The following is a 21,802-nucleotide window of genomic DNA, read 5'->3' on the forward strand; positions in this document are numbered from 1 at the left end:
GGATACGATCGCCGCCATGACAGCCCGTGAGCCCGCTGAAAGCCGGTCGACAGCGTCGAAAACCCGGACGACACCGTCGGAAACCCGGACGACCACGACTACGGCGCCGACGACCGGCCGGTCCACGCAGACCGCGACGCTCGCCGAGATCGCCCGAGAGGCCGGCGTGTCCGCGCCGACTGTTTCGAAGGTCCTCAACGGACGAGCCGACGTCGCCCCGGCCACCCGCACCCGTGTCGAGGAACTGCTGCGCGCCCACGGCTACCGGCGCCGGCGCGCCGAGGCCGGCCGCTCGCCGCTGATCGACCTCGTCTTCCACGAGTTGGAGAGCGCGTGGGCGATGGAGGTCATCCGGGGCGTGGAGAACGTCGCCCGGGACGCCGGGCTGAGCGTCGTGCTGAGCGAGAGCGCCGGCCGGCTCACGCCCGGCCGGACCTGGGCCGACCAGGTCGCCGCCCGCCGTCCGCACGGTGTGGTCCTCGTGCTGTCCGGCCTCGACGAGTCCCAGCGCGCCCTGCTGACCAGCCGGTCGATCCCGTTCGTCGTGATGGACCCGGCGGGCGACCCCGGCGCCGACGTGCCGTCCATCGGGGCGACCAACTGGCAGGGCGGGCTCGCCGCCACCCGGCACCTGGTCGAGCTGGGCCACCGCAGGATCGGCGCGATCACCGGGCCGTCCCGGATGATGTGCAGCCGTGCCCGCATCGACGGCTACCGGGCCGCCCTGGAGACGGCCGGGCTCCCGGTCGACCAGGACCTGATCCGCCCTGGCGACTTCCACCACGAGACCGGCTACCGGCAGGGCCTGGAGCTGCTGCGCCGCCCGGACCGGCCCACCGCCGTCTTCGCCGGCAACGACCTGCAGGCGCTCGGGCTGTACGAGGCCGCGCGCGAGCTGGGTCTGCGGATTCCGGAGGACCTGAGCGTGGTCGGCTTCGACGATCTGCCGGTCGCGCGCTGGGTGGGGCCGCCGCTGACGACCGTACGGCAGCCGCTGACGGAGATGGCGGAGGCGGCGGCGAAGCTGGTCCTGGACCTGGCGCGGGAGGAGGAGGCACCGGTGGCGACGCGGGTGGAGCTGGCGACCAGCCTGGTGGTGCGCAGCAGTACGGGGGCGCCTCCGGCGGTCTAGCGGCGGACGGCTGTTGCTGTGGGGACCGGTGTTTCCCGCCGCCCCACACGGCACCGAAGGTAGTCGGTTATTCAACCGAAACTTTCGGAGACCCCCGTCGTGAGATCTCTGCGAACCGGCTTATTCCTGACGGGGGTTGGGAGTCTGAGAATTTCCGAAGAAAACCCGGTCTGACGTTCCTGCCCGTAATAAATCGGACTTACGTTCCTGTCCGTGACCGGACGAGACGAGAACGGGGACGACGGCAGACGAACGGGCCGGCGGTCGACAGCGCTGAAGACCGTCGGCATCGTTCTGGCGGGCGCGATCGTGCTGGGCGTGGGCGCGGTGGGCTGGGCCTACCGGCACCTCGACGACAACATCAAGAGCGTCGACATCGACAACGCGCTCGGCGACGACCGCCCCGCGAAGGCGGTCACGACACCCTCGCCGTCGGCCTCCGCCTCCCCGCTGCCCACCGGCGCGCTGAACATCCTGGTGCTGGGCTCCGATTCGCGCAGCGGCGAGGAGAACCAGGAACTCGGCGGCGGCAGCAGCACCGGCGCCCGTTCCGACACGGCGATGGTGATCCACCTCGACGCCGGCCGCACCGGGGCCACCGTCGTCAGCATCCCGCGCGACACGCTCGTCACGCGCCCGTCCTGCCCGCTGCCGTCGGGCGGTTCGACGGCGGTGGCGTACGACGCGATGTTCAACAGCGCCTACGCGGTGGGCGGTCCGGTGTGCGCGGTGAAGACGGTGGAGTCGCTCACGGACGTCCGCATGGACCACTACGTGGAGATCGACTTCGCGGGCTTCGCGAAACTCGTGGACGCGCTCGGCGGCGTCACGGTGGCCACGGACGAGGACATCGATGACGACGACAGCCATCTGCACCTGAAGGCCGGCACCCACCACCTCGACGGCAGGACCGCTCTCGCGCTCGCCCGCACCCGGCACGGCATCGGCGACGGCAGCGACCTGGGCCGCATAGGCCTCCAGCAGAAGCTGGTGAAGGCACTCCTGGACCGGATCTCCACCGCCGGCCTCCTCACCGACCCGGCCCGCCTCTACCGCGTCGCCGACGCGGTGACGGGCAGCCTCACGACGGACACGGGCCTGGACTCGCTGAGCGAGCTGACGAGCCTGGGGCAGAGCCTGCGGGGGCTGTCGTCGGACGCGGTGAGGACGGTGACGATGCCGGTGGTGCCGGCGGCCTCGGACCGCAACCGGGTGGTGGCGAACGAGCCGGAGGCGAGCGACCTGTGGGAGTCGCTGCGCTGAGGAAGGCGGGCGCTGCCTGCGCGAACGCCGGCCGGAGAAAAAAGTTCGAAGAAATCCGGGGAGCGTGTCGATACGGGGGTCTCCCGTTCGACGCAGGGGTGAGAGGCCGGGAAGGACCCGGCCCGGGGGCCGGGAAGAACCCGGCGATCCGATCCCCCCCGAGGAGTCACCATGCCCCGCTACCTGTCGCTCGTGAAGATCGACGAGAACACCATGCCCGCCGAGGGCCCCAGCCCCGAACTGATGCAGCGCATGGGCGAGCTGATCGAGGAGATCACCAAGGCCGGCGTCATGCTCGACACCGCCGGGCTGACGCCGTCCGCGCAGGGCACCCGGCTGCGCTGGGAGGGCGGCGATATCTCCGTCACCGACGGGCCCTTCACCGAGGCCAAGGAGGTCGTCGGCGGCTACGCGATCATGCAGTGCAAGGACAAGGCCGAGGCGCTGGAGTGGACCAAGCGGTTCCTGAGGGTGCACGAGGAGTTCTGGACGGTGACCTGCGAGGTGCGGGAGATCGCGGAGGGCTGAGCCTTCCTTGGCCTGGGGCCGTGCGGGGTGTTCGATGGTGGGTTGTGGAACCACAGCCCGCCATCGACCCGTACGACAGCGCCGCCGCGGCCGATGCGCGCCGTACCGTGGAGACCGTCTTCCGCATCGAGGCCCCGCGGGTCATCGCCGCCGTCGCCCGCCTCGTCCGCGACGTCGGCATCGCCGAGGAGCTCGCGCAGGACGCCCTCGTCGCGGCGCTGGAGCAGTGGCCCCGGGACGGCGTCCCCGACAACCCCGGCGCCTGGCTCATGGCCACCGCCAGGCACCGAGCCGTGGACCTGATCCGCCGCCGTGAGAACTACGCCCGCAAGCTGGCGGAGATCGGCCGCGACCTGGAGACGACGGCACCACCGCAGGAGCCGTCCGCCCTGTACGACCCCGACGACATCGACGACGACCTGCTCCGCCTCGTCTTCACCACCTGCCACCCGGTCCTGTCGCCCGAGGCCCGCACCGCCCTCACCCTGCGCCTTCTCGGCGGCCTGACGACACCGGAGATCGCCCGGGCGTTCCTGGTCCCGGAAGCGACCGTCGCCCAGCGCATCGTCCGCGCCAAGCGCACGCTCGCCACGAAGAACATCGCCTTCGAGGTCCCGTACGGCCCCGACCGCGAGGCCCGCCTCGGCTCGGTCCTCGACGTCATCTACCTGATCTTCAACGAGGGCTACGCCGCCACCGCCGGCGACGACTGGCTGCGTCCGGCCCTGTGCGAGGACGCGCTGCGCCTGGCCCGCGTGCTGTCGGGCCTGATGCCGAAGGAGCCGGAGGTGCACGGCCTGACCTCCCTCCTCGAATTCCAGGCGGCCCGCACGGCGGCCCGCACCGGCCCGTCCGGCGAACCGGTCCTCCTCAAGGACCAGAACCGCAGCCGCTGGAACCGCATGCTCATCGCCCGCGGCATCGAGGCGCTGGCCCGCGCGGACGCCACGGCCACGGGCGCCCCCGGCCCGTACGCCCTCCAGGCGGCCATCGCCGCATGCCACGCACACGCGTACTCCTACGAGGAGACGGACTGGAAGACGATCGCCGTCCTCTACGGCCTGCTCGCGGCCCGGTCCCCCTCCCCGGTGGTCGAGTTGAACCGCGCGGTCGCGGTGTCGATGGCGGAGGGACCGGGGCCCGCGCTGGAGATCGTCGACGCGCTCGCGTCAGAACCGGCCCTGCGGGACTATCACTTGCTGCCGAGCGTGCGCGGCGATCTGCTGGCGCGGCTGGGGCGTACGGCGGAGGCGCGGATGGAGTTCGAGCGGGCCGCTCGGCTGGCAGGCAACGCTCGCGAGCGCGACCTGCTGCTGAGCCGGGCGGATGAGGCAAAGGCGGGTCCGTAGAGCGCGGCCGGTGTCAGAATCGGACGGACCGTAGGCGAGATCGACGGACCGTGGAGAGCCGGGAGCCCAGGGCAGGAGGGCCGGTCGGAGCCGACGGTCGGTCAGAGGGTGGACATTTCGGGGGACTTGAGTTGATCGAGGCTGTCACACGGTCCGCGGCCGTCCAGGAGCTGGCACTTCCCAGCACGTCGTACACGGCCGCCGGCGCGGTGACCGCCGCGCTGATCGCGGCCGGGATCGCGCTCTGGCAGATGCGCCGGAACCGGATGCTGGAGAGGGAGAAGAGCAAGCTCCAGCAGGCCGTCGAGGAACGGAAGATCGAGCTCCAGGAAGCCGCCGACCGGCGGAAGAAGGAGCACGAGTGGGAACGGGAGGAGCACCGGCGCGCCCAGGAGCGCGAGCGCGAGGAGGCGCACGCCCGGGAGCGGGAAGCCGCCCGTCGCGGAAGCATGGCGGAGCGGGCGGTGGACTACTGCACGCGCCTCGTGGGGGAACTGTCGACGCTCCACATCCTCGACATGTCCCGCCCGCTGCCCCTGGACCGCCTCTACGTCCAGGTCCGGGTGCAGGAGCACCAGCCGCTCCGGTTCGTCCGCGACGAGGAACCCGTTCAGGAACGCAGACGGGACGAGGGGATGCGCAAGGAGTCCGTGGCTCCCGAGTCCGCCGCGGCCCACACCTATGCGCCGGTCGATGCGCTCCAGCGCTACCAGCGCGTCGTCGTGGTCGGTGACCCGGGCGCCGGGAAGACCACCATGCTGCGCCACTTGGCCCTGCGCATGGCCAGGCGGGAGGGCGGGACGCTGCCCGAGACACCTGCGTACGTCGAGCTGGTCCGGTTCATCGAGAGCGGTCACGACTCCCTGCTCGACTACCTCGCCCAGCACTGGGAGGACCGCTACGGCTTCGCCGACGCCCAGGAGTATCTGGTCGAGAAGCTGACCGACGGCACGGCCGCGCTGCTGCTCGACGGACTCGACGAGGTCCAGGGCGGACAGAGCGTGGACGAGGCGGCGGGGGCGTACAACCGCGTCACCAAGGAGATCGCCCGGCTGGCCACCCGCTTTCCGAAGGCCCTGATCGCCACGACGTGCCGGCGGCACGGCTGGCAGGGCGGGCTGCCGCAGTTCCAGGTCCTGGAGGCGCTGGACTTCGAGTGGCCGCAGATCGAGACGTTCATCGCCAACTGGTTCGAGGAGGGCGACCGGCACCGCAACGGACTCCTGCGCGCCCTGTCCGCCAACGCCCGCCTGCAGACGCTCGCCGCGAACCCGCTGCTGCTCAGCCTCATCGCCATCGTCTACGAGAGCGACCTGGAGCTCCCCGAACGGCGGGCCACGCTCTACAAGCGCTGCGTCGAGGTCCTGCTGCGCGAATGGGACGCGCATCGGCAGATCGCCCGCTACAGCCGCTTCACACGGGACCGCAAACAGGACCTTCTCAAGCAGATCGCCTGCCACTACCACCAGCGCGGGCTGCGCACCTTCCCGGAGGCGGACCTGCTCGATCTCATCGCCGACTTCCTCCCGACGATCGACCTGCCCCGCACGGACAACAGGAAGATCCTGGACGAGATAGCCGCCCAGTACGGCCTGCTCAAGGCCCAGGCGCACGGTGTGTACGGCTTCCTGCACCTGACCCTCCAGGAGTACTTCGCGGCCAGCGCCCTCCTGGAGCAGGGGTCGGTGGGCGTCGAGCGTGCCGTGGCCGCGCGCTACGACCCCTGGTGGGAGGAGGTGATCCTGCTGATGGCGGGCTCGCCGGGGGACGCCTCCGAGTTGCTCCTGGGCGTGCTGCAACTGCGACCGGACCGGCCGCGGACCCGGAAGGACGCCCCCGAACTGCTGCACTTGCCCGACGACGACCTCTTCCACACGGACCTGCTGCTGGCGGCACGCTGTCTGACGGGGAGCCCCCGCGTGACGGACGTGGAACTGCGGGCGCAGATCGTGCGGACCGTGTGGGAGCTGCTGAAGACATCGCCGTACGCCGGGGAACGGCAGCGGGCGGCCGAGGCGGTCGTGGGGGTGATCGGCTCGGATCAGCAACTGGACGAGGTCATCGCCTCCATCACGGACGAGGCGGGAAGCGTCGAGGCGCGAGCGGCCCTGGTGGACGCGCTGGCCGCTCGCGGTGGGCGTGACGTGGGCAAACGACTGCTCGGGGTGCTCACACTCGGCTCCGAACTGCCCGAACTCCTGCACGAGCACCTCGTCATGGCCCTGGGCACCTTGGGGGTCGGGGCGGCGTTGCCCCAGCTGTGCGCGGAACTGGACGCACTGCTCAGCCGCCCGGATGCGCCCGCCCGAAAGGTCGGAGTCGTCCTCAGGGCGCTCGGAGCCGTGGGAGCGCCCACGGACGTCATACTGCGCACGATCGACGTCTGCGCGGGTTGGTCGGACTTCCGGCTGATCGCGGACGCGGTGCGCGACGTGCTCGCGGACGTCAGGGACCCGGGCGTGCAGGGACCGCTCCTGCACCTTCTCGTGCGCAACAACGAGTGGTTCTTCGAACGGTCGGTCCTGGCGGAGGCGTATCTGGACATCGCCGGCGAGCGCGGGGTCGGGGCGCTGCTCGACATCGTGCGATCCGGGGGGACGACGGACTCGCAGAAACTGCCCTTGATGATGGCGCTGACCCAGTTCATCACCGCCAAGGGCCACAGCCGGACGCACCGCGACGCCCTCCTTGCCGTCGCCCACGACGACGCCATGGTCTGGCAGGTCCGCTGGCTGGCCCTCGAGTGCCTCGACGACGACCCCGGAAGCGTGGAGGAACTCCAAGCGCTGTTCGGGGCCTCGGACGAGTCCGTGTCCGTGGCGGCGGCCGCCACGTCGGCCGTCTGGGGAACATCACCCCGGCTCGACATCATCCGCGACGCGGTCCTGAAGAAACGCGTATCGGCCGACATGATGTTCGAGGTGTCGGAGGACAGCGGGATGGTGTGGCCGGGCCGGATCGCCAAGCGACTCGCCGACGTCCTGGCCCCGTATGGCGACATCGGTCTGCGGCGGCATTTCTCCGATCTCGTGCGCGCGGGCGGCGCTTCGTCCGCTGACGGCCTTCCTGTCCCTGTGAACGACGACACGCTCGCGTGGACCCTGGCATTCGCTCATGAAGCGGGAATCGACGCGTACTTGAGCCCTGACCTCGTAAGCAACGGCCTGTTCGATGCAGACGTCATGATCGAAGTCATGCCTCACATTCCCCACTCGCGGGTACAGGCTGTGCTCCGTCACTGCCTTCGCAAGGGGAACGAGGATCTGCTGTACCGCGACACACGAGCGCTTCTGGACTGGGCGGCCGCAGCCGCCAATGATGCCGAGGCTGTCTCGATGCTGCTGCGGTTCCTTTCCCGGGCCCTGAAGAAGAGCACGGTCCACGGCGTCGGGGCCGTGGACAAGGTTCACGACCTCGCCTACGCCGTGAGCCGTCGAGCCCGTGTCCGTGTCCTGCCCGACCACACGATCGCCCCGCTTCCCTGACTGCGCGGGTGCTACGCCGGTTGCCCGACGAGCATCGTCGGCGCGCCGGCGACACGCGTGAGGAAAACGGTCGCCGCCCCGGGCCCTTGGGGCTTGACCTTCCGCCGCAGCTCCTCCGGTTCGACCGCTGATCCACGCTTCTTCACGGTCAGCGTCCCGACCTCCCGTTGCCGCAGCAGCGCCTTCAACTTCTTCACACTGAAGGGGAGTTGATCGGTGATCTCGTACGCCGAGGCATAGGGCGTCGGCCGTAGCTCGTCCGCGGTGACGTAGGCAATGGTCGCGTCGATCAGCCCGCCGTCCAGCTGATCGGCGACCTCGGCGACCAGATGGGCGCGGATGACGGCACCGTCGGGCTCGTACAAGTACCGTCCGACGGGCCGGACTTCGGGGTCGGGCAGGCTGCGGGAGAGCAGCGAAAGCGGACCCGGCAACAGCGTGGCCCGCACCGCCCCGGGGCCGGTCCCGAACCACAGCACCGCCTCCTTCACGTCCCCGCCGTCCGAGATCCACTCGGCCTCGGCGTCGCCGGGGATCGCCTCGTGGGGGATTCCGGGTGCGATCTTCAGCGCGGCGTGCGGCGCTTTTCGGGCGGCTTCGACGGCCCAGGACAGCGGAGGCGAGTACGCCTCGGGGTCGAAGATCCGGCCCCGGCCGCCGCGCCGGGCGGGGTCGACGAACACGGCGTCGTAATCGGTGGTGTCGACGTCGGTGACGTCCGCTTCCCGCACCTCGACCAGTTCCCCGAGCCCCAGCGCCGCCGCATTGGCCCGCGCCGCCGCCACCGTCACCGGGTCCCGGTCCACCGCCAGCACCCGGATGCCGGCCCGTGCCCACGCGATCGCGTCACCCCCGATCCCGCAGCACAGGTCGGCGACCGAGCCGATCCCCAGTTCCTTCATCCGTCCGGCCCGATACGCCGCGACACTCGCCCGCGTCGACTGCTCGACCCCGTTCGGCGTGAAGAACATGCGCCCCGCGTCCGCCGCCCCGAATTTCGCCGCCGCCCGCTGCCGCAGCCGCGCCTGCCCGAGCGCCGCCGACACCAGGTCGGCGGGGTGCTCGCGGCGCAGACGGGTGGCGACGGCGAGTTCGTCGGCGGGGTCGAAGTCGCGCACGGCGTCGAGGAGGGCGTGGCCCTCGGGGGTGAGGAGGGAGGAGAAGGAGGCGAGGTCGTTCACCGGGCCATTGTCGAACAGCCGGTGGACCGCCCGCTCCCCGCGGCCTGTGGACCGCCCGCTCCCTGTGGGCCAGTCGGTGGATGGTCCGTCCTCGGTGGCGGTGTCGGCCGGACTTCGGGACGGGTGCCTGCGAAGATCCCGCTCCATGCGACTAGTAGTACAAAATGACAAAAGCGCCCCCAATGCCCCCAATGGGGGAGTCGTGGGACGCCGGCGTCCGGCAGCCGGCCGTTCCCAGGCAGGGGTCCGGGTCCGGGTCCGCGGCGGAATCACCGTGCTCACCGTCGCCGCCATCGCCTCGGCCTGCGCACCGGCAGGCGGAGGCGGCTCCGATGCCGTACGCCCCACCCCGAGCCGCCCGCCCCTGAAGGCGCCGCCCCCGGGCCCCACCCCCGGCACCCGGAATCCGCAGGCCGAAGCCCCGCCCGCCAAGAAGTTCAAGTCGGCCCACGCCGCCCACGCCGCCCGGGTCGCCGCCGCGAGACGCTGGCGTCTGGCAGGGGTCCCGCTCACGCCTCCGCCGCCGCCCGCGAGGAAGCCGAAGATCACCACCCGTAAGGGCTTCGAGGTGGACGGGCACCGGGAACTCGGCCTCCCGTCGGTCTTCACGACCGTCCCCACCCAACAGCGGGTCGTCTTCCTCACCATCGACGACGGCGCCGAGAAGGATCCGGTGTTCCTGCGGATGATGAGCGACCTGCAGGTGCCGTACACCGCCTTCCTCAGCAACTACCTGATCAAGGAGGACTACGGCTACTTCAAGCGGATGCAGCGCAGCGGCGTCGTCCTGAACAACCACACCCTCCGCCACCCCTATCTGCCGTCCCTGTCCTACCTCGCGCAAAAGCGCGAGATCTGCGGCATGCAGCAGGTGATCCAGGAGCGCTACGGCAAGCGCCCGTTGCTCTTCCGCCCGCCCTTCGGCAACTACGACCGGGACACCCTGCGCGCGGCGAAGTACTGCGGCATCCGGTACGTCCCCCTGTGGAACGAGGAGGTCTTCGTCGACCACTGGGAGTTCCGCGAGTGGGACCGGAGGATCCGGCCGGGTGACATCGTCCTCACGCACTTCCGGGGCAGGGGCGACTGGAAGGGCACAATGCCCGACATGATCCGCCGATTCCTGAACAAGGTGACGGCCGACGGGTACGCGGTGGCCCGGCTGGAGGACTACCTGTGAGGCCGGCGTCGGCGATGCGGGGTGGGGCCGCCGTGGCCCTGGCGTGCGTGCTGCTCGCCGGTTGCGCCCAGTCGACCGGTTCCGCCGGCTCCGGCGCGGTGCCGGGCGGCAGGGCGGCACAAGAAGGCGGCAAGGCCGCGGCACAAGAAGCGCGGTCGGCGAAAGGGCCGACGCAGGCGGCACAGCCGTACCGCCGTTGGGGCCTGACCGCCCCCCTGCCCGCGCCCCCGTCCCCGGCCCCGCCCGCCCGGCGGCAGCCGCCGCCCGCGGACGACCGGTTGCCCGTCGTGGACCGCGTCCCCACCCGCGACCAGGTCGTCTTCCTCACCTACGACGACGGCGCCGAGAAGGACCCCCGCTTCGTCGACATGGTCCGTGAACTGCGCCTGCCCGTCAGCATGTTCCTCACCGACAGCGTGGTCGGCCCGGGCTACGGCCACTTCGCGCGCCTGCGCTCGGTGGGCGCGTCCATCCAGAACCACACCCTCGACCACGCCGCCCTGCGCGGTCTGCCGTACGCCGGCCAGCGCGCCGAGATCTGCGGCCAGCAGAACAAACTCCGCGCCCGCTTCGGCATCCGCCCCCGCCTCTTCCGCCCGCCCTACGGCACGTACGACGCCACCACGCTGCGCGCCGCCGCCCGCTGCGGGATCACGGCGGTGGTGCTGTGGCGGGCGGCGATGGAGGGCGACGGCGAACTGACGTACGCCAAGGGCCCCGGCCGGCTGCGGCCCGGGGACATCATCTCCGTCCCTTCGGGTGAGCCGACCGGACTGAGTCTGCGCGAGCGGACGACGCGGCTGCTGCGGGAGGTCCAGCGGAGGGGGCTGACGGTGGGCCGTTTGGAGGACTACGTCTGAGGAAACTTTTCGGCGGCGGTCCAGGGGTCCGGCCCGTCCGGCGTTTGAGGACGAGGCCCGTCCGGGCGACCGGGAACCCGGCGCGGCCGGCGGAGCGAATTAGCAGTCCGCTTGACCGAGTGCTAATCGCGGTCATAGTCTCGGCTCTGGCACTCGACGCAGGAGAGTGCCAAATACGCGACGGGCAGGTCCGGCACCCGCGACGACGGATCGACCTGGTCGCCACCTCAGACAGTTAACCCCGTGAGATCTCCGAAGGGGGAGGTCGGATCGTGACGACCACCAGCTCCAAGGTTGCCATCAAGCCGCTCGAGGACCGCATCGTGGTCCAGCCGCTCGACGCCGAGCAGACCACCGCCTCTGGCCTGGTCATCCCGGACACCGCCAAGGAGAAGCCCCAGGAGGGCGTCGTCCTGGCCGTGGGCCCGGGCCGCTTCGAGAACGGCGAGCGTCTTCCGCTTGACGTGAAGACCGGCGACATCGTGCTGTACAGCAAGTACGGCGGCACCGAGGTGAAGTACAACGGCGAGGAGTACCTCGTCCTCTCGGCTCGCGACGTCCTCGCGATCATCGAGAAGTAAGACCACCTCAGGTCTTTCGAGCTGCGCCCCTGGCCCCCCGCGACCACTTAAGAAGCCGGGCGCCCGGGGCGCAGTGTCTTTCCACCCATAGCTTTCCGCCCACAGATTTCCGAGAGGGCTCCCGCTGTCATGGCGAAGATCCTGAAGTTCGACGAGGACGCCCGTCGCGCCCTCGAGCGCGGCGTCAACAAGCTGGCCGACACGGTCAAGGTGACGATCGGCCCCAAGGGCCGCAACGTCGTCATCGACAAGAAGTTCGGCGCACCCACCATCACCAACGACGGCGTCACCATCGCCCGTGAGGTCGAGGTCGAGGACCCGTACGAGAACCTCGGTGCCCAGCTGGTGAAGGAGGTGGCGACCAAGACCAACGACATCGCGGGTGACGGTACGACCACCGCCACCGTGCTGGCCCAGGCGCTGGTGCGCGAGGGCCTGAAGAACGTCGCCGCGGGTGCCTCCCCGGCGCTGCTGAAGAAGGGCATCGACGCCGCCGTCGCGGCCGTCTCCGAGGACCTCCTCGCGACCGCCCGCCCGATCGACGAGAAGTCCGACATCGCCGCCGTGGCCGCGCTCTCCGCGCAGGACCAGCAGGTCGGCGAGCTCATCGCCGAGGCGATGGACAAGGTCGGCAAGGACGGTGTCATCACCGTCGAGGAGTCCAACACCTTCGGTCTGGAGCTGGACTTCACCGAGGGCATGGCCTTCGACAAGGGCTACCTGTCGCCGTACTTCGTGACGGACCAGGAGCGCATGGAGGCCGTCCTGGAGGACCCGTACATCCTCATCAACCAGGGCAAGATCTCCTCCATCGCCGACCTGCTGCCGCTGCTGGAGAAGGTCATCCAGGCCGGTGCCTCCAAGCCGCTGCTGATCATCGCCGAGGACGTCGAGGGCGAGGCCCTGTCGACCCTGGTCGTCAACAAGATCCGCGGCACCTTCAACGCGGTCGCCGTCAAGGCCCCCGGCTTCGGTGACCGCCGCAAGGCGATGCTGCAGGACATGGCGATCCTCACCGGCGCCACGGTCATCTCCGAGGAGGTCGGCCTCAAGCTCGACCAGGTCGGCCTGGACGTGCTGGGCTCCGCCCGCCGCGTGACGGTCACCAAGGACGACACGACCATCGTCGACGGCGCCGGCAACTCCGAGGACGTCCAGGGCCGCGTCGCGCAGATCAAGGCCGAGATCGAGAACACCGACTCCGACTGGGACCGCGAGAAGCTCCAGGAGCGCCTCGCGAAGCTGGCCGGCGGCGTGTGCGTGATCAAGGTCGGCGCCGCCACCGAGGTGGAGCTGAAGGAGAAGAAGCACCGCCTGGAGGACGCCATCTCCGCGACCCGCGCCGCGGTCGAGGAGGGCATCGTCTCCGGTGGTGGCTCCGCGCTGGTCCACGCCGTCAAGGTCCTCGAGGGCAACCTCGACAAGACCGGCGACGAGGCCACCGGTGTCTCCGTGGTCCGCAAGGCCGCCGTCGAGCCGCTGCGCTGGATCGCCGAGAACGCCGGCCTCGAGGGCTACGTCATCGTCTCCAAGGTCGCCGAGCTCGAGAAGGGCAACGGCTACAACGCCGCGACCGGCGAGTACGGCGACCTGGTGAAGGCCGGCGTCATCGACCCGGTCAAGGTCACCCGCTCCGCCCTGGAGAACGCCGCCTCCATCGCCTCCCTCCTCCTCACGACCGAGACCCTGGTCGTCGAGAAGAAGGAAGAGGAGGAGCCGGCCGCCGCGGGCCACGGTCACGGCCACGCCCACTGAGGCACGCACCACCTCTTGACGAAGAAGCCCCCCGGCTGCTGCTGCAGCGGGGGGCTTCTCCCTTCGCGGGCGTCACTGACCGAGTACCCCCAGCTGCTCCAGCAGCCCCGCCCGGTCGTAGAGCCAGTGGCTCTCGCAGATCCTCCCGTCCCGGAACCGCTGCCAGGTCATGCCCTGCATGGCCACGTCCTGCCCGGTCGCCGGGATCCCCAGGAACTCGCCCTTGTGCCGTGCGGTCCAGTTCCACCGTGTGCACACCTGGTCGCCCTGGGCCAGCTGGTCGTCGATCCGGAACGTGAAGTCGAAGGCGGCACGCCACCCCGCGTACTGCTCGCGCACCCCGTCGATGCCCTGCACCGGCTGCGGATACGACGGATCGTGATCCACGTAGTCGTCCGTGAGGTGCTCGCCGATCCGCTCCGGCTCCATCCTGCCCATGTCCTTGAAGAAGGCCTGCGCGGCCAGGACGTTCAGCTGCTCGTCCCGTACGACGTCGAGATCGGTGAACGTCGGCGTCTCGTCACAGAGCGCGACCATCTCCTGGAAGATCCGGTCGGTCTCGGGCAGGTTGGAGTTCCGCATCGCCTCTTCGTACGACGGAAACTCCACGATCTCGATGAAGTGCGACGCGTCGGTCCGGTCCTTGCCGATGATGTCGTGCGTCGCCGTCCGCTTCCCCTTGGTCTGCTCGACCCACCTGTCCATCAGCCGGTTCATCTCGTCGAAGCGGCTGGTCCTGCAGTCGATGAGCTGTACGAAGGTCATGACGTCGTGGCCTCCCGGTCCTTCTGGGCGCGGCTGGACAGCACCATTGTCCTCGCGGGAGGGGCCGTGTGCCTGTCGGCCGTTCGGCACCCTGGGCGGATGCGTGTACGGGGGACCGGTTGTCTCGGCGGGCGGCGACATCCGGTACGAACTGCGAGAGCCCGCTCATGGCATGGTTCGCCCCGCATCCGCCGCGCGTGCGTCCGCATCGTCCCCCCAGGGGGCGAGTCGTGCCACCGCGCGGCCGCCCACCGAACGGGTCCGGGCCCTCGTCGACGGCGGTGACAACGGGGCGGCCCTGAACCGGGCCCGGCCGCTGCTCGCCGCCGGCCCCCGCTCCAGTTCCGTCGCACTGGACCCCGCCCCCGGCCCTCAACGGTCTCTTCCGCGACAGCGCTACTGCGGCCCGTACTTCCGCCCGGTCCTCGAACTGATCCCCCCGAGCATCCCCCGAGGCACCAGCTTCGCCGCCCCCATCAGCACCTTGTACCGAGGGTCCGGAATCGACAACGACTTCCCCCGGGCGAGATCCTCCAGCGCCACCGCCACCACTTTGTCCGCATCCAGCCACATCCACCCGGGAATGTTGTCGGTCCCCATCCCCGCCCGCTGATGGAACTCGGTCCGCACGAACCCCGGGCACAGCGCCATCAGCCGCACCCCGCTCCCCGCCAGATCCCGCGCCGCCCCCTGCGTGAACTGCACGACCCACGCCTTGGACGCGCCGTACGTCCCGCGCGGCACGAAGGCCGCGACCGACGCGACATTGACGACGCCCCCGCGCCCCCGCTCGCGCATCGCCTCCGTCGCCGCCGACGTCAGACGCAGCACCGCCTCGCAGTGCACCTTGAGCATCTTCAGCTCGTCGGCCATGGAGACGTCGAGATAGCGGCCCTTGTTGCCGAAGCCGGCATTGTTGATCAGCAGGTCGACGGGGTTGCGGCGGTCGCCGAGGCGGGCGGCGACCGCCTCGATGCCGGTGTCCTCCGCCAGGTCGGCCGTCAGCACCTCCGCCTCGATGCCGTGCCGGTCGTGCAGCTCGGTCGCCTGCTCCCGCAGCCGCTTGGTGTCCCGGGCCACCAGGACCAGGTCGTGCCCGTCAGCCGCCAGCCGCCGCGCGAACGCGGCGCCGATACCCGCGGTCGATCCCGTAATCAATGCCGTTGTCATGGCGCAAGGTTAGGGCCCCGGACTGCGCGCTTCCGCTCCCGTCTCAGCCGTGCTGGTGCCCCGAGTGGTCCGAATGCCGCGACGGTGCCTGCGCCCGCTGCCCCTTGTCCACCACCACGAACTGGCCCATCATCCCCTGGTCCTCGTGGTACAGCAGATGACAGTGGTACATGTACGGCGTGTCCGGATCCGCCGGCCCGGTGAAGCGCAACGCCAGTTTCATGGTCGTGCCGTTCGGCAGGAACACCGTGTCCTTCGGCCCGCGCAGCGCCGCCGGCGGCGCCTCACCGTTCACCTCCAGCACCCGGAACTGCACATCGTGCACATGGAAGTTGTGCGGCATGCCATTGCTGTTGCGCACCGTCCACACCTCCGTCGTGCCCCGCGTGACCGTCTCGTCGACGCGGTCCATGGCCATCGCCCGCCCGTTGATACCGGACCGCTTCAGGTCGAAGTACCGCCCACGCACCGCATCCGTGCCGTCGGGTGTCTCCGACTCGCCCAGCACGGTGGGTATTCCGGGCGACGGCCGGAGCCGTCCGGCCGCCCGCAGCTCCAGTACGTCGAAGGAGTCGTCGCCACCACCGAACCGCCGGTTCCAGCTGTCCCCGTAGTTGTCCTGCGGGAAGCTGCGCAGCATCACCCGCTCACCCGCCCGCATCCGCACGACGATCTCGGCGCGCTCGCCCGGCGACAGCTGGACCCGGTCCATGGACTCGGGCCGCTCCAGCAGACCCCCGTCCGTCGCTATCAGCGAGAAGGCGCGGCCGTCCGGGAATCCGAAGGCGTACGTCCGTGCCGTCGACGCGTTGAGGAGCCGCAGCCGTATGAGCTCGTCGCCGACCTCCCGGAAGGGACGCAGGGTGCCGTTGACCATCGTCCGGTCGCCGAGGAAGCCCACGTTCTGCATGATCCGGTGGCCGCCGTCGAGCTTCGCACCGTCGAAGCGCACGTCCTGCACGATGACGGGCAGGTCGTCGACGCCGTACCGCTTCGGCAGGGTGAGCTCCGCCGACTTCTCGTCGTCGACGATGAACAGGCCTGCCAGGCCCCGCCGCACATGCTGTTCGGTCGCGCCGTGCGGGTGCGGGTGGTACCAGAGCGTCGCGGCCGGCTGGTCCACGGTCCAGTGCGGGGTCCAGGTGCCGCCGGGGGCGATCATCTGGTGCGGGCCGCCGTCCATCCGTGCGGGCAGGTGCATGCCGTGCCAGTGCACGCTGGACGCCTCGTCGAGCCCGTTCGCTATGCGCACGCGGACCTTCTCGCCGCGGGCCGCGCGCAGTGTCGGGCCGAGGTAGGAGCCGTTGAATCCCCATGTCGGGGTCTTCAGACCGTCCTTGAACTCCGTCTCGCCCGCGCGCATCCGCAGGTCGAAGACGCGCGTGCCGTCCTTGTCGACGGTGGACTCCGCCAGGGGCGGTATCGCCAGCGCGTTGTCGAACGAGGCCTTGCCGACCGTGCTGACGTCGGCGCCGGTCCACAGCCAGGCGAACAGGCCGCCGACCGCCATCACTACGACCGTGACGACGGAACCCACAACGATGAGGACGCGCTTGAGGCGAGACATGCTTCGAGCGTCCTTGATCGCCGCCCACCGAACATCCGGGTCGTCCCCAGGCCGCCCCCGACCCAACCCCTGCCGGTCATACGGGGTTTCCCCCTAGGAGCCGTGTGGCATCTGCCCGACCGATCCCCAACTCACGGAACAGGGACCGGTGGTGCGGCAGCGGCCGCGGGCACACAGCCCGAATTGCGGGACGTCATGAGCGGCCACGGGCCGGTTCCGGCTCGTGCTGCGACGTCGGGTCGTGCCGGGGAAGCAGGAGCGGGGTGGCCAGGATGAGCAGTCCCGCGACCGTGAGGGCGGTGCGTGGACCGGTGACGTCGGCGAGCAGCCCGCCGAGCGCGGTGAGGACGGCGATGCACGCCTGCTGACCGATCGACCAGGCCGACAGCGTGCGGGTGACGAGATGCTGGGGAGTCTGTTCGAGCCGGTAGGTGGCGAGCACCGGGTTGTACAGGCTCATGTTGATGATGATCGCCAGCTCGACAGCGATCACGGTGACGAGGCCGACGACGCCGGGGCGGACGAAGGCCAGCCCGATCAGCCAGACGGCACGCAGGGTGCCGACGGTCCGGAAGACCCGGTGCCGGCCGTAGCGGGCCACGACACGGCGGGCCAGCCGGGAGCCGATGAGCCCGCCGACACAGGGGGCGGCGAAGGCGAGGCCGTACTGCCAGGGCGGGAACCCGAGCCGGCCGAGGAGGAGCACGGCCAGCAGCGGCTCCGTGGCCATGATCAGACCGGCGACGAGCATGTTGTTGAGGTACAGCGCCCGCAGACCGGGATGCCCCATGATGTGTCGCCAGCCGTCGAGCAACGCGCCCGCCCGCACCGGGCTTTCGCCGGCTGTCCGGTGCGGCGGTGCCTGTTCCCGGCCGCGCATCGCGGTGATGGCCAGCGCGGAGAACAGGTAGCTGAGCGCGTCGGCCAGCACGGTGGTGACCGGCCCGAACAGGCCGGTCGCCGCCCCGCCCAGCGGTGGCCCGACCGCGATGGAGCTCCAGTTGGTCGACTCCAGCCGCGCGTTGGCCACGAGCAGATCATCCGGCCGGACGAGGCCCTTCAGGCAGGCGCCGCCGGCCGCGTTGAAGGCGATCTTGGCTGCGGCGACCACGGCCGAGACCACGAGCAACTGGACGAAACCGAGCCGGCCGAAGGCGTAGGCGACCGGGATCGTCGCCATGACCGCGAACCGGGTCAGGTCCGTCGCGATCATGACCCGGCGCTTGCGCCGGAACTCGACCCATGGCGCGAGCGGCACCGCGATCAGCGCGCCCACCGCGGGCCCCACCGCGGACAGCGCGGACACCTCGGCGGGTCCGGCGTGCAGCACCAGTACGGCGATCAGCGGCAATGCCCCGAACCCCAGCCCGGACCCATAGGCGCTCACCGCGTACGCGGCCCACAGCCAGCCGAACTGCCGGCCCAGCCGTCTCCTGCCCACCACGCTCAGCGTGCCCCCTCGATGGCCCACCCGAACAAACCGACGTTGCCCAGGGAGAGCAAAACGAGCGGCACGGCGCCAGGTCAAACAACCGAACCACCAGCGGCCCACAACCATCCGTTGTTCACTATGGTCGGCCGGCGTGGATCTCGAAGCAGTGCACACCTTCGTCGCCGTCGCTGAAGCGGGCCAGTTCCAGAAGGCCGCCGCCGACCTGTCGATCACCCAGCAGGCCGTCTCCAAGCGCATCGCCGCGCTGGAACGCGACCTCGGCGTGCGGCTGTTCACCCGCACGCCGCGCGGCGCCGAGCCCACCATCGACGGGCAGGCGTTCCTGCCCCACGCGCGCGAGCTGATGCGCGCCGCCGAGCGCGCCGTCGCGTCCGTACGCACGGGCCGCCGTCCGCTGCGCGTCGACGTGATCGCCTCGCGCGGCGCGGCGGCGGGCCTGATGCGCGGATTCCACCGCGCCCACCCCGGGATCGAGCTCGACGTGCTGATGCTGCTCGACATCGAGCCGGCCGTCACCGCCATCCGCTCCGGTGCGATCGACGCCTCCTTCCGCGCTGTCGCCGCACCCGGTCGGCCCCTTCCCGAGGACATCGAGTCCGTCCGCGTGCTCGACGAGCCGCTCCAGCTCCTCACCGGCCCCGCCCACGCGCTGGCGGGCGCCCGGTCGGTGACCGTCGCCGAGCTCGCCGGGCACCGGATCTGGATTCCCGGCCTCGTCCCCGGCAGTGAATGGGCCGCCTACTACGACGACCTCGTCGCCGAGTTCGGCCTCACCATCGAGTCGACCGGCCCCAACTTCGGTTCCGACGCCCTTCTCGACACCGTCGCCGACACCCCGGCCCTGGCCACCTTCATGGGCGAGCACACCCGCCTCATCTGGCCCGCCGGCCACGGCCTGCGCCGCATCCCGGTGACCGACCCGACGCCCGTCTACCCGCACTCGCTCCTCTGGCACCGCGACAACCCGCACCCGGCGCTGTCCGCACTCCGCGCCCACCTCGCCGCCACAGCGCCCGGCCACGACGCCGCCGGGACCTGGACGCCGGACTGGGTGATCCCCCGCTGAACGCCTCCGGTCGATCCACCCCGAGGCTGCGCTCCCCGCATGCCTCAAAGCTCGGCCTCGCACATCCCGCGCCTCCCCAAGTCACCCTTATGCTCGAAGGGTGATCGAGGCTCGTCATCTCCGTGTGCTGCGCGCTGTCGCCGCCACCGGTTCGTTCTCCGCGGCAGGGCGCGAACTGGGCTGCACCCAGCCCGCCGTCAGCCAGCAGATGAAGGCACTGGAGGCGTCCGTCGGCACGCCCCTTCTGGTGCGCAGCGGGCGGGAGATGCGGCTGACCCAGGCCGGTGAGGCGCTGGTGCGGCACGCCGCCGGAATCCTGGCCGGCCTCACCGCCGCCGAGGAGGAGGTCGCCGCCATCGCCGGGCTACGGGCCGGCCGCGTCCGCCTCGTCTCCTTTCCCAGCGGCAGCTCCACCCTGGTCCCCACCGCCCTCGCCGCCCTGCGCGCCGCACACCCGGGCACCCGCGTCTCCCTGGAGGAGGCCGAGCCCCCGAAGTCCGTCGAACTGCTGCGCGAGGGCGACTGCGACGTGGCCCTCGCGTTCCGTTACGAGGGTGCCGCGGGCGCACCGGAAGGGGAGTGGGACGACCTCGTCGTACGCCCGCTGCTGAGGGACCGGCTCGTCGCCCTCGTACCCGAACGGCACCGGCTCGCGCGCACCGCGGCCTCAGGGTCCCTCGCCATCGGGGAACTCGCCGCCGAGCCGTGGATCGCCGGGTGTCCGCGCTGCCGAGGACAACTGGTCGAGGTGTGCGAGAGCGCCGGCTTCACGCCCCGCATCGACTTCGCCACGGACGACTATCCGGCGGTCGTCGGTCTGGTGGGCGCCGGCCTGGGCGTGGCCGTCCTGCCCCAGCTCGCCGTGGAGTCCGTACGGCCGCGAGGGGTGCGCATGGTGACGCTGGAGCCGGCGGTGCGCCGCGAGATCGTCGCGCTCACCCTGCCCGACCTGGCGCAGGTGCCTGCGGTGGCGGCGACGCTGGAGCAGCTGGCGCGGGCCGCGGCCCGGTAGCGAGAACGCCGCTGCCCACAGGGGCGAAAAGTAAGGGCACGCGTGCGCGTGCCCGGTTGCAGAAACGTTCCTTCAGTTGGTCGGACCGGCCTCTCCGCTGGTCGTCGACGCCGAGACCAGCCGGTTGCGCGCCCGCCCCATGAGCTCCTCGCGCTCGTCCTCGGTCAAGCCGCCCCAGACGCCGTACGGTTCGCGGACCGCCAGCGCGTGCGCCGCGCACTGCGCGCGCACCGGGCACCTCATGCAGACCTCCTTGGCCGAGTTCTCACGAGCACTCCGAGCCGCACCGCGCTCGCCCTCGGGATGAAAGAAGAGCGAGCTGTCCACCCCGCGGCAGGCAGCCAGCAGCTGCCAGTCCCACAGGTCCGCGTTCGGTCCGGGAAGGCGGGAGAAATCTGCCATTGCGTGACCCCTTGTAGCCGTTCTGGGCGGATACGGTGTCCACGACCGTACATCTACGATCTAAGGAGATGAAAATATGACTCATTGCGAATCTAGCCCCAATCGCCAATAAACGGGAAGAAAAAGGTCTGAATGGGGCATGGGTTGTGATGAAACATTGTGGGTCCGTCGTGCATGTCTGCCCCGTGTCCGCCCCCTCACGTAGAGTGCCGAAGATGGCACACAGCCCCGTAACTCTTTCGGGTGACCGTCGTTGAGAGTGCGGAGGCGGTTGAAGCAACAAGTGCTCGGGCAGGCGTCCGAGACGGTCGACCGCACAGGTGACGATTTCGTACCAGCCTGGAGGCTCAAGGTGACGTGCATCAGCTGCGGAGGGCGGCCATGACATCCGTCCTCGTCTGCGACGACTCCCCGCTTGCCCGAGAGGCGCTCCGCCGCGCGGTCGCGACCGTGCCCGGCGTCGAGCGCGTGACGACCGCGGCCAACGGCGAGGAAGTCCTCCGCCGCTGGGGCGCCGACCGCTCGGACCTGATCCTGATGGACGTACGCATGCCCGGCCTGGGCGGCGTCGAGACCGTGCGGCGGCTGCTGTCCGCCGACCCCGGTGCGCGCATCATCATGCTCACCGTCGCCGAGGACCTGGACGGCGTGGCCCTCGCGGTCGCCGCCGGTGCCCGCGGCTATCTGCACAAGGACGCCTCGCGCGCGGAGCTGCGCGCCACGGTGACGCAGGCGCTGGCCGACCCGACCTGGCGTCTTGCCCCGCGCCGGCTGCGCTCCGCCGAGATGGGTGCCGCGCCCACGCTCACCGCGCGTGAGATCCAGGTGCTCGAAGGCATGAGCCACGGCCGTTCCAACGCGGAGATCGGCCGTGAGCTGTTCCTCTCCGAGGACACCGTGAAGACGCACGCCCGGCGCTTGTTCAAGAAGCTGGGTGCCTCGGACCGGGCCCACGCGGTGGCGCTCGGCTTCCGGTGGGGTCTGGTTCGATAAGCACCCCCACCGTGGGTGCCGTGTGGTGTCGTCTGGCGGCCGCGGCTTCGTCGTGGCTGG

18 protein-coding genes are annotated in these 21,802 nt (G+C 70.7%); 12 read left to right on the forward strand and 6 right to left on the reverse strand.

From position 1 onward, the window contains the following. Window positions 1–16 precede the first annotated feature (16 nt). The 5 genes from ACIBU0_RS21055 (at window position 17) to ACIBU0_RS21075 (ending at window position 7,757) form a co-directional block, all read left to right on the forward strand. Window positions 17–1,132, forward strand: a complete 1,116-nt coding sequence (locus tag ACIBU0_RS21055) for a LacI family DNA-binding transcriptional regulator (RefSeq protein WP_398820353.1) — start codon at window positions 17–19, stop codon at window positions 1,130–1,132. A 213-nt stretch (window positions 1,133–1,345) separates the two neighbouring features. Then, window positions 1,346–2,395: an LCP family protein gene (locus tag ACIBU0_RS21060; RefSeq protein ID WP_398820356.1), complete on the forward strand. Its 1,050-nt coding sequence runs from the start codon at window positions 1,346–1,348 to the stop codon at window positions 2,393–2,395. A 171-nt stretch (window positions 2,396–2,566) separates the two neighbouring features. Further along, a complete protein-coding gene (locus ACIBU0_RS21065; RefSeq protein WP_398820359.1) occupies window positions 2,567–2,923 on the forward strand; it encodes a YciI family protein in 357 nt (118 codons plus the stop codon). Between the two features lie 44 nt (window positions 2,924–2,967). Continuing rightward, window positions 2,968–4,272, forward strand: a complete 1,305-nt coding sequence (locus ACIBU0_RS21070; RefSeq protein ID WP_398820362.1) for an RNA polymerase sigma factor — start codon at window positions 2,968–2,970, stop codon at window positions 4,270–4,272. Window positions 4,273–4,403: 131 nt separating this feature from the next. Next, window positions 4,404–7,757: an NACHT domain-containing protein gene (locus ACIBU0_RS21075; RefSeq protein WP_398820364.1), complete on the forward strand. Its 3,354-nt coding sequence runs from the start codon at window positions 4,404–4,406 to the stop codon at window positions 7,755–7,757. Window positions 7,758–7,768: 11 nt separating this feature from the next. Here ACIBU0_RS21075 and ACIBU0_RS21080 read toward each other — a convergent pair whose 3' ends face one another. Then, complete coding sequence (locus ACIBU0_RS21080; protein ID WP_398820367.1) at window positions 7,769–8,938, reverse strand: methyltransferase domain-containing protein; 1,170 nt, start codon at window positions 8,936–8,938, stop codon at window positions 7,769–7,771. 145 nt (window positions 8,939–9,083) lie between these two features. On the opposite strand from ACIBU0_RS21080, the gene ACIBU0_RS21085 reads away from it, so the two are divergent. The 4 genes from ACIBU0_RS21085 (at window position 9,084) to groL (ending at window position 13,314) form a co-directional block, all read left to right on the forward strand. Then, entirely contained in the window at window positions 9,084–10,118 is a 1,035-nt protein-coding gene (locus ACIBU0_RS21085) for a polysaccharide deacetylase family protein (RefSeq protein ID WP_398820370.1), read from the forward strand. Next, a complete protein-coding gene (locus ACIBU0_RS21090) occupies window positions 10,115–10,978 on the forward strand; it encodes a polysaccharide deacetylase family protein (RefSeq protein WP_398820372.1) in 864 nt (287 codons plus the stop codon). Before ACIBU0_RS21085 ends, ACIBU0_RS21090 begins: the two co-directional genes overlap by 4 nt. Window positions 10,979–11,250: 272 nt before the next feature. After that, the gene (gene groES, locus ACIBU0_RS21095; RefSeq protein WP_003998759.1) at window positions 11,251–11,559 is read left to right on the forward strand and encodes a co-chaperone GroES; all 309 of its coding nucleotides are present in this window, start codon (window positions 11,251–11,253) and stop codon (window positions 11,557–11,559) included. 129 nt (window positions 11,560–11,688) lie between these two features. Continuing rightward, window positions 11,689–13,314, forward strand: coding sequence for a chaperonin GroEL (gene groL / locus ACIBU0_RS21100; protein ID WP_398820375.1), 1,626 nt, complete (start codon window positions 11,689–11,691; stop codon window positions 13,312–13,314). 72 nt (window positions 13,315–13,386) lie between these two features. Here the strand turns inward: groL and ACIBU0_RS21105 are convergent, their stop codons facing one another. The 4 genes from ACIBU0_RS21105 to ACIBU0_RS21120 form a co-directional block, all read right to left on the reverse strand. Next, window positions 13,387–14,079, reverse strand: a complete 693-nt coding sequence (locus ACIBU0_RS21105; protein WP_398820378.1) for an ester cyclase — start codon at window positions 14,077–14,079, stop codon at window positions 13,387–13,389. Window positions 14,080–14,475: 396 nt separating this feature from the next. After that, the gene (locus ACIBU0_RS21110; RefSeq protein WP_398820381.1) at window positions 14,476–15,249 is read right to left on the reverse strand and encodes an SDR family NAD(P)-dependent oxidoreductase; all 774 of its coding nucleotides are present in this window, start codon (window positions 15,247–15,249) and stop codon (window positions 14,476–14,478) included. A gap of 43 nt (window positions 15,250–15,292) precedes the next feature. Beyond that, window positions 15,293–16,816, reverse strand: coding sequence for a multicopper oxidase family protein (locus ACIBU0_RS21115; RefSeq protein WP_398820383.1), 1,524 nt, complete (start codon window positions 16,814–16,816; stop codon window positions 15,293–15,295). A 193-nt stretch (window positions 16,817–17,009) separates the two neighbouring features. Beyond that, window positions 17,010–18,260 carry an MFS transporter gene (locus ACIBU0_RS21120; protein ID WP_398820386.1) on the reverse strand — a complete coding sequence of 417 codons (1,251 nt, stop codon included), beginning with the start codon at window positions 18,258–18,260 and terminating at the stop codon, window positions 17,010–17,012. Window positions 18,261–18,399: 139 nt separating this feature from the next. Here ACIBU0_RS21120 and ACIBU0_RS21125 point away from each other — a divergent pair, with 139 nt between their 5' ends. Both ACIBU0_RS21125 and ACIBU0_RS21130 read left to right on the forward strand, forming a co-directional pair. Next, on the forward strand, window positions 18,400–19,335 hold the full coding sequence (locus tag ACIBU0_RS21125) for a LysR family transcriptional regulator (RefSeq protein ID WP_398820389.1): 936 nt from the start codon (window positions 18,400–18,402) through the stop codon (window positions 19,333–19,335). Between the two features lie 100 nt (window positions 19,336–19,435). Beyond that, window positions 19,436–20,347, forward strand: coding sequence for a LysR family transcriptional regulator (locus ACIBU0_RS21130; protein ID WP_398820392.1), 912 nt, complete (start codon window positions 19,436–19,438; stop codon window positions 20,345–20,347). Between the two features lie 72 nt (window positions 20,348–20,419). Here the strand turns inward: ACIBU0_RS21130 and ACIBU0_RS21135 are convergent, their stop codons facing one another. Continuing rightward, entirely contained in the window at window positions 20,420–20,749 is a 330-nt protein-coding gene (locus ACIBU0_RS21135) for a WhiB family transcriptional regulator (protein WP_398820395.1), read from the reverse strand. Between the two features lie 381 nt (window positions 20,750–21,130). Here ACIBU0_RS21135 and ACIBU0_RS21140 point away from each other — a divergent pair, with 381 nt between their 5' ends. Then, window positions 21,131–21,742 (forward strand): response regulator transcription factor, encoded by a 612-nt coding sequence (locus ACIBU0_RS21140; protein ID WP_003948568.1) that lies wholly within the window; start codon window positions 21,131–21,133, stop codon window positions 21,740–21,742. Window positions 21,743–21,802 lie beyond the last annotated feature (60 nt).

The sequence above is a fragment of the Streptomyces sp. NPDC049627 genome (assembly GCF_044465645.1).
Classification (GTDB): domain Bacteria; phylum Actinomycetota; class Actinomycetes; order Streptomycetales; family Streptomycetaceae; genus Streptomyces.